6 protein-coding genes and 1 pseudogene are annotated in these 7,612 nt (G+C 64.5%); 5 read left to right on the top strand and 2 right to left on the bottom strand.

Features of this window, described 5'->3' with window-relative positions; all coding sequences use genetic code 11:
• Window positions 1-22: 22 nt before the first annotated feature.
• Window positions 23-790, top strand: a complete 768-nt coding sequence (locus tag DL899_RS07860; protein WP_111733554.1) for an NAD kinase — start codon at window positions 23-25, stop codon at window positions 788-790.
• A 77-nt stretch (window positions 791-867) separates the two neighbouring features.
• Here DL899_RS07860 and DL899_RS07865 read toward each other — a convergent pair whose 3' ends face one another.
• Window positions 868-2,760, bottom strand: coding sequence for a propionyl-CoA synthetase (locus DL899_RS07865; protein ID WP_111733556.1), 1,893 nt, complete (start codon window positions 2,758-2,760; stop codon window positions 868-870).
• 375 nt (window positions 2,761-3,135) lie between these two features.
• Between DL899_RS07865 and DL899_RS07870 the strand changes: the two genes are divergently transcribed.
• The gene (locus DL899_RS07870; RefSeq protein WP_111733558.1) at window positions 3,136-3,591 is read left to right on the top strand and encodes a DUF302 domain-containing protein; all 456 of its coding nucleotides are present in this window, start codon (window positions 3,136-3,138) and stop codon (window positions 3,589-3,591) included.
• Between the two features lie 25 nt (window positions 3,592-3,616).
• Here the strand turns inward: DL899_RS07870 and DL899_RS07875 are convergent, their stop codons facing one another.
• A complete protein-coding gene (locus DL899_RS07875) occupies window positions 3,617-5,896 on the bottom strand; it encodes an NADP-dependent malic enzyme (RefSeq protein ID WP_111733560.1) in 2,280 nt (759 codons plus the stop codon).
• Window positions 5,897-6,111: 215 nt separating this feature from the next.
• On the opposite strand from DL899_RS07875, the gene DL899_RS07880 reads away from it, so the two are divergent.
• The 3 genes and pseudogenes from DL899_RS07880 to DL899_RS19600 form a co-directional block, all read left to right on the top strand.
• Window positions 6,112-6,504, top strand: a complete 393-nt coding sequence (locus DL899_RS07880; RefSeq protein ID WP_111733605.1) for a cytidine deaminase — start codon at window positions 6,112-6,114, stop codon at window positions 6,502-6,504.
• A 77-nt stretch (window positions 6,505-6,581) separates the two neighbouring features.
• Window positions 6,582-7,214, top strand: a complete 633-nt coding sequence (gene upp, locus DL899_RS07885) for a uracil phosphoribosyltransferase (protein ID WP_111733562.1) — start codon at window positions 6,582-6,584, stop codon at window positions 7,212-7,214.
• A 65-nt stretch (window positions 7,215-7,279) separates the two neighbouring features.
• Window positions 7,280-7,612, top strand: a pseudogene (locus DL899_RS19600) (SPOR domain-containing protein); the annotation flags it as partial.

The raw sequence follows: 7,612 nt of genomic DNA on the forward strand, positions 1-7,612 counted from the left end.
AGGCGGATCGGAAACCCCTGTGATGGCCAGTGAACACCACATCGCCTTTGTGGCCAGCGAGATGCCCGTGGCCCAGACCGCGCGGGCGGCGCTGATCCAGCGCTATGGTCAGGCCGAAGAGGCCAAAGCGAACGTGATCGTCGCGCTGGGCGGTGATGGCTTCATGTTGCAGACCCTGCACCGGACCCAGAACCTGGGCGTGCCGGTCTACGGAATGAACCGTGGCACCGTCGGGTTCCTGATGAACGATTACAGCGAGACCGATCTTGTCGAACGCCTGGAGGCGGCGGAGGAGGCGGTGATCAACCCGCTGGCGATGCGCGCGCAGACAATCGATGGCGCCATACATGACGCGCTGGCGATCAACGAGGTTTCAATGCTGCGCGAGGGGCCGCAGGCGGCCAAGCTCAAGATCAGTATCGATGGGCGCACCCGGCTGGCCGAGCTGGTGTGCGACGGGGCGCTGGTGGCGACGCCGGCGGGATCGACCGCGTACAACTATTCCGCCCATGGGCCGATATTGCCGATCGGGTCGGACGTGCTGGCGATTACGGCGGTGGCGGCGTTTCGCCCGCGGCGCTGGCGCGGTGCGCTGGTGCCCAAGACCGCGACGATCCGGTTCGATGTGCTCGACCCGTCCAAGCGCCCGGTGATGGCCGAGGGCGACGGCCAGGCAGTGCGTGACGTTGCCTGGGTCGAGGTGCGTTCGCAACCGGAAATCCGGCATCGCCTGCTGTTCGACCCCGGTCACGGGCTGGAAGAGCGGCTGATCCGCGAACAGTTCGAATAGCCGTCATGACGCATTGCATCATGGCCCCGCCCCGGGCCTGACCCGGGGCACACGCCCTTGGTTGTCTGGACGGCGCGTTAGTCCTTGGCGTAGCCGATGCTTTGCAGCGCCACCTTGATTTCATCCAAGATCGCGGGGTCATCGATGGTCGCCGGCAGTTTGAATTCGGTGCCGTCCGCGATCTTGACCATGGTGGCGCGCAGGATCTTGCCCGAGCGCGTCTTGGGCAGCCGGTCGACCACCACGCACAGCTTGAACGCTGCCACCGGGCCGATGCGGTCGCGCACCAGCTTGACGCATTCGGCGGTGATCTCTCCCTCCGGCCGGTTGACGCCCTTGGTCAGGCAGATAAAGCCCACCGGCAACTGGCCCTTGAGCTGATCACCGACCCCGATCACCGCGCATTCGGCGACGTCGGGGTGTTCGGCCAGCACCTCTTCCATCGCGCCGGTCGACAGGCGGTGGCCAGCGACGTTGATGACGTCATCGGTGCGGGCCATGATGTATAGGTATCCGTCCTCGTCGATCATGCCGGCATCGCCGGTCTCGTAATAGCCGGGGAAGGTGTCGAGATAGCTTTTGCGAAACCGGTCCTCGGCGTTCCAGAGCGTCGGCAGCGTGCCCGGCGGCAGCGGCAGCTTGATAGCCACGGCGCCCAGTTCGCCCGGGCCTTGCGGCTTGCCGGTCTCGTCGAGGATCTGGATGTCGTAGCCCGGCATCGGCACGCCCGACGACCCGATCTTGACCTCCATCTTTTCCAGCCCCATGGGGATGCCGGTGATGGTCCAGCCGGTTTCGGTCTGCCACCAGTGGTCGACCACGGGGATGCCGAGCTGGGCAGCGGCCCAGTTGATGGTGTCAGGATCCGCCCGTTCGCCGGCAAGGTAGAGCACGCGCAGGAAGCTCAGGTCGTATTTCTTGACGAACTCGCCCTTGGGGTCTTCGCGTTTGATGGCGCGAAAGGCGGTCGGCGCGGTAAAGAAGCTGCGCACGTTGTGTTCGGAAATCACCCGCCAGAATGTGCCGGCGTCGGGTGTGCCAATGGGCTTGCCCTCGAACACCACGGTGGTGTTGCCGTGCACCAGCGGCGCATAGCAGATATAGCTGTGGCCCACGACCCAGCCGACATCGGACGCGGCCCAGAACACGTCGCCCGGATCGACGTTGTACATGTTCTTCATGGTCCAGTTCAGCGCCACCAGGTGCCCGCCGGTGGCGCGGATAACGCCCTTGGGCGCCCCGGTCGTGCCAGAGGTATAAAGGACATAGGCGGGGTGGTTGCCCTCGACCGGGACGCAGGCGGCGGGCTCGGCGCCCTCCTGAAAGTCATGCCAGTCGTGATCGCGGCCCGGCTCCAGTTCGGCGCGGTGTTCCTCGCGCTGAAGGATGACGCAGAATTCGGGCTTGTGCCGGGCCAGGTCGATGGCGCCGTCATAAAGCGGCTTGTACTGCACGGTCCGGCCCGGTTCCAACCCGCAAGAGGCGGCGATGATCGCCTTGGGCTTGGCGTCGTCGATTCGCACCGCCAGTTCATTGGATGCGAAGCCGCCGAAGACCACCGAGTGAATCGCGCCCAGTCGCGCACAGGCCAGCATCGCCTCCAGCGCCTGTGGCACCATCGGCATGTAGATGATCACGCGGTCGCCCTTTTCCAGCCCCTGCTGCCGCAGCGCGCCGGCCAGTTGGGCGACGCGGGTCTGCAATTCGGCAAAGCTGATCTTTTCCTTCCGCCCGGTGATGGGGCTGTCATAAATGATCGCGGTCCGGTCGCCGTTGCCGGCCTCGACGTGGCGGTCGACGGCGTTGTGGCAGGTGTTTACCAGCCCGTCGCTGAACCATTCGTAGAGTGGAGCGTTTTCATCGAACAGGGCCTTGCTTGGCATCCTGTCCCAGTCGATGGCCTGCGCGGCATCCATCCAGAACGCATCCGGGTCGCGCTTCCAGCTTTCGTAGACCTCTTTGTATCCCATGATCATCTCCTCCGGTCCTTGCCTCTTGTGTTACGAGACCGGCGGCATGGGCGGCAAGGGGCGGCGGGGATTGCGGGACCAATTGCGTCAAGAAATTTGCAGATCGGCGACAAGACAGGTTGCAAATTTTTGCAAAGCGCCCGGCATGTCAAATTCCGACGCGAAAACGGACTGAGTTTGCAAAATTTGCAAATCACCGGGTGCGAATCAGGGCAGAGCGCCAGCCCCGTTTCACCCTGGCTGCGCAGGCACCGGCGCGTCGTGCGTGTCAGACGGGTTCAGCAAGTGTCGAGCGGTCACGTCATTGTTTGTGGACATCTGCCGAACGGGCAAGGACCCTGAGTGCATTTCAATGTGTATAGGGAGAATGGCGAAATGAAGACCCTGATAACAGCTGCGACCGTGGCATTTCTGGCAGCGCCCGTCATGGCCCAGTCCGACGATATCGTGAAGGTGCCCGCATCGGGTAATGTGGAAGCCACTGCAGACCGTCTGGAGGCGGCCATCGACAATGCCGGCGCAACTGTGGCGGCAAGGGTCGATCATGGTGCGGCCGCTGCAACTGTGGATATGGGACTGCATGACGCTCAACTCCTGATCTTCGGCAATCCGAAGATAGGCACCCCGGCGATGCAGGATGACGCGCTTGCGGGTCTGTTCCTGCCACTCAAAGTGCTGGTCTACGAAGATGGCGAGGGTCAGGTGTGGCTTGCCTACGAGGATCCCGCGGCGATGTCGGACAGGCTTGACGGCATCAGCGCCGATGCGCCGTATCTCGAACGGATGCAGGGCGCTTTGCGGGCTCTCACATCGGCGGCCGCTTCTGAATAGCTTCCTTGCCGGTGATCGCGACCGGCTAGCCGTAATGCGCCACCGGCGTGCCGGCGATGGCGGCCATGTTCAGCAGGCCGCGCGCGGTGATGCCGGGGGTGACAACGTGGGCGCGGTTGCCCATCCCCATCAGGATCGGTCCCACCTCCAGCCCGCCGGCCTTTTTCTTGAGAATGTTGCGCACGCCCGAGGCGGCATCGGCATTGGCAAAGACCAGCACGTTCGCGGCCCCCTCCAACCGGTTGTCGGGTAAGAGCCGGGCACGCAGTTCGGGGTTGAGCGCGGTATCCACGTTCATCTCGCCCTCATAGGCGAAATCGCGCGGCTCCGAATCCAGGATCGTGATCGCCGCGCGCGCGCGCTTGCCCGAATCGCTGCCTTGGTTGCCGAACTGCGATTGCGAACACAGCGCAACCCTTGGCGCGATGCCAAAGCGACGCACGTGCCGGGCCGCGCCGATGGCGATCTCGGCCAGGTTCTCGGGCGTGGGATGGACGTGAACATGGGTGTCGGCGATGAACAGCGGGCCATCCTCGAGGATGATCAGCGACAGCGCCCCGTGGGGGTGCAACATATCGCTGCCCAGGACCTGGGTGACATAGTTCATGTGCCAGCGGAATTCGCCGAAGGTGCCACATATCAGGCTGTCGGCCTCTTCGCGGTGAACCATAACCGCGCCGATGGCGGTGGTGTTGGTGCGCATGATTGCCTTGGCAAGGTCGGGGGTGACGCCGCGGCGCTTCATGATGTCGTGGTAGGTGCCCCAGTAGTCGCGGTAGCGGGGGTCGTTTTCCGGGTTGACGATGTTGAAGTCCCGCTCGGGCCGGATCTGCAGGCCCAGCCGTTCGCAGCGGTTGGCGATCACCTCGGGCCGGCCGATCAGAATCGGGGTTTCGGTGGTTTCTTCCAATATGGCCTGTGCGGCGTGAAGCACGCGTTCGTCCTCGCCCTCGGCAAAGACGATCCGGCGCGAAGCGGTGGCGGCGGCCTCGAACACGGGGCGCATCAGCAGGGCGGACCTGTATACGCTGGCGTCCAGTTTGCGTTTGTAGGCGGCCAGGTCATCGATCGGGCGGGTGGCGACGCCGGTTTCCATCGCCGCGCGCGCCACCGCCATGGACACGATGCCGCAAAGCCGCGGATCAAACGGTTTGGGGATCAGGTAGTCGGCGCCGAATGTCAGTTGCTCGCCCTTGTAGATCGTCGCCGCCTCGGCCGAGGTGGTGGCGCGCGCCAGTTCCGCGATGCCCTCGACGCAAGCGATCTGCATGGCGTCGTTGATCTCTGTCGCGCCGACATCCAGCGCGCCGCGAAAGATGAACGGAAAGCACAGGACGTTGTTGACCTGGTTGGGATAGTCGCTGCGCCCTGTGGCGATGATCGCGTCAGGGGCGGCGGCGCGCGCGTCATCGGGCATGATTTCCGGCGTCGGGTTGGCAAGGGCAAACACGATCGGCCGGCTGGCCATGCGCGCCACCTGTTCGGGCTTTAGCACGTTGGGCCCGGACAGGCCGAGGAATAGGTCGGCGCCACTGATCACGTCGTCCAGCGTGCGCAGGTCGGTCTTTTGGGCAAAGGCCGCCTTTTGCGGGTTCATGTCGACCTCGCGGCCCTCGTAAACCAGCCCGTGAATGTCGCACAGCCAGACATTTTCGCGTCGCACGCCCAGCTTCAGCAGCAGGTTGAGACAGGCAATCCCGGCCGCTCCGCCCCCGGTCGAGACGATCTTGATCTCGTAAAAGGACTTGCCGGCGACATGCAGGGCGTTGCGGGCGGCGGCGCCGACGACGATGGCGGTGCCGTGCTGGTCGTCGTGAAAGACCGGGATGTTCATCCGCTCGCGGCAGAGCTTTTCAACGATAAAGCAGTCGGGCGCCTTGATGTCCTCTAGGTTGATGGCGCCGAACGAGGGTTCCAGCGCGCAGACGATATCGGCCAGGCGTTCGGGGTCGCGTTCGTTCAGCTCGATGTCGAAACAGTCGATGCCGGCGAATTTCTTGAACAATACGGCCTTGCCTTCCATCACCGGCTTGGAGGCGAGCGCGCCGATATCGCCCAGCCCCAGCACGGCGGTGCCGTTGGTGACCACTGCCACCAGGTTGGCGCGCGCGGTATAGCGGCTGGCGGTGGCCGGGTCGGCCTTGATTTCGAGACAGGCTTCGGCGACGCCAGGGGAATAGGCGCGCGCCAGGTCGTGGCCGTTGGCCAGCGGCTTGGTGGCGCGGATCTCCAGCTTTCCGGGCTTGGGAAACTCGTGATAGGCAAGCGCCGTCTGGCGCAGGTTTTCCTTGCTGCTGTCGGTCATCCGAAATCCTTTCGGCAAGCGCCATGGTGAATTGGTTTAATATTAAACAACCCCCTTTATAGCGCAAGCGACGCTCGGCAATGCGTCCCGTGCGCGCACCGGGTTGTGCCGTCGCGCCTGTTGATGACAGCTTGCATCCCGGGGGCGCGCCACGCAATCTCAATCTCGACGATGTGAAGCCGGTCACGCCGCCCGGCCTGCCAGAGGGAAACCAGATGTCGCTGATCGACGATGCCGCCCGCGTTCGTGAAAATGCCCACGCGCCCTATTCCGGTTTTCGGGTCGGCGCGGCGGTGCGCACGGCCTCGGGGCGCGTCTTTGCCGGCTGCAACGTTGAAAATGCCGCCTCGCCCGAGGGCACCTGCGCCGAGGCCGGCGCCATCGCAGCGATGGTGGCGGCGGGCGAGACCGAACTGGCCGAGGTGGCGATCATCGCCGGCGCAAGGGCGCCGATCAGCCCCTGCGGCGGCTGCCGCCAGCGCCTGGCCGAGTTCGGTGGCGCGCAGGTGCCGGTGGTGATGGCCACGCTTGACGGTGTGCAGGTCACGAAAACGCTGGGCGAACTGCTGCCGATGGCGTTCGACGCCAGTCACCGGGCGCGGGGCTGACCGGGACAAGCTGCGCAATTGCCTTTCTCGTGGTATGCGGGATATGACGCTGAAATCGGTCACACAGGGAGCGGATCATGAAAGAGCATCTCACCATCGTCAGGCATCCGCTGGTGCAGCACAAGCTGACCCTGATGCGGCAGAAAGAGACCTCGACGGCGGTGTTCCGCCAGCTCTTGCGCGAAATCAGCCAGTTGCTGGCCTACGAGGTGACGCGCGAATTGCCGATGACCACCCGGACGATAGAGACGCCGCTGCAGAAAATGGATGCGCCGGTGCTGGCCGGGCGCAAACTGGCGCTGGTATCGATCCTGCGGGCGGGCAACGGGTTGCTGGACGGGATGCTGGAACTGATTCCCTCGGCGCGGGTCGGGTTTGTCGGGCTTTACCGCGACGAGGCGACGCTGAAACCGGTGCAGTACTATTTCAAGGTGCCCGAGCGGCTGGACCAGCGGATGAATATCGTCGTCGACCCGATGCTGGCGACGGGAAATTCGTCCGTCGCGGCGATCGATCTGATAAAGCAGAAGGGCGCGCGCGACATCCGTTTCATGTGCCTGCTGGCCGCACCAGAAGGGGTCGAGCGGATGCGCCAGGCGCACCCGGACGTGCCCATCGTCACCGCCGCGCTGGATGAGCGGCTGACCGACAAGGGTTATATCCTGCCGGGGCTGGGGGATGCGGGCGACCGGATGTTCGGAACCAAGTAAAAGGAATCCTGTTTACTGGCACTGGATTATCGGGCAATCTCAACCCCAGAAAGTCTGGGGGAAAAATGAGAATTGCAAGTATCCTGGCGACGGCTGCCATCGTCGTGACTTGCGGGTCCGTCTCGGTCGAGGCCCGATCATCCACAAAAGCCGTACCGGCGGAATTTCCGCCGTCATCCTTCACCGGTCGGCAATATGTCGACAGCAATGGGTGTGTGTTCATTCGTGCCGGCATCGACGGTGCCGTGACCTGGGTGCCGCGCATGACCCGCTCGCGCAAGCAGGTGTGCGGGGCGCAGCCGTCGCTGTCGACCGCGCAGGTTGCCGCGGCGCAGGCGCCCCGCGCCACCGCCACACCGCCTGCCGCCGCGCCTCGCCGCGCCGCCAGCACGCCGCCG

It is taken from the genome of Roseovarius amoyensis, assembly GCF_003260265.1.
Taxonomy (GTDB): domain Bacteria; phylum Pseudomonadota; class Alphaproteobacteria; order Rhodobacterales; family Rhodobacteraceae; genus Roseovarius; species Roseovarius amoyensis.

Excerpts from the sequence above, each read along its gene's own strand:
- DL899_RS07860 (WP_111733554.1), top strand. The coding sequence starts at position 23 with ATGGCCAGTGAACACCACATCGCCTTTGTGGCCAGCGAGATGCCCGTG.
- DL899_RS07865 (WP_111733556.1), bottom strand. The coding sequence starts at position 2,760 with ATGGGATACAAAGAGGTCTACGAAAGCTGGAAGCGCGACCCGGATGCG.
- DL899_RS07870 (WP_111733558.1), top strand. The coding sequence starts at position 3,136 with ATGAAGACCCTGATAACAGCTGCGACCGTGGCATTTCTGGCAGCGCCC.
- DL899_RS07875 (WP_111733560.1), bottom strand. The coding sequence starts at position 5,896 with ATGACCGACAGCAGCAAGGAAAACCTGCGCCAGACGGCGCTTGCCTAT.
- DL899_RS07880 (WP_111733605.1), top strand. The coding sequence starts at position 6,112 with ATGTCGCTGATCGACGATGCCGCCCGCGTTCGTGAAAATGCCCACGCG.
- upp (WP_111733562.1), top strand. The coding sequence starts at position 6,582 with ATGAAAGAGCATCTCACCATCGTCAGGCATCCGCTGGTGCAGCACAAG.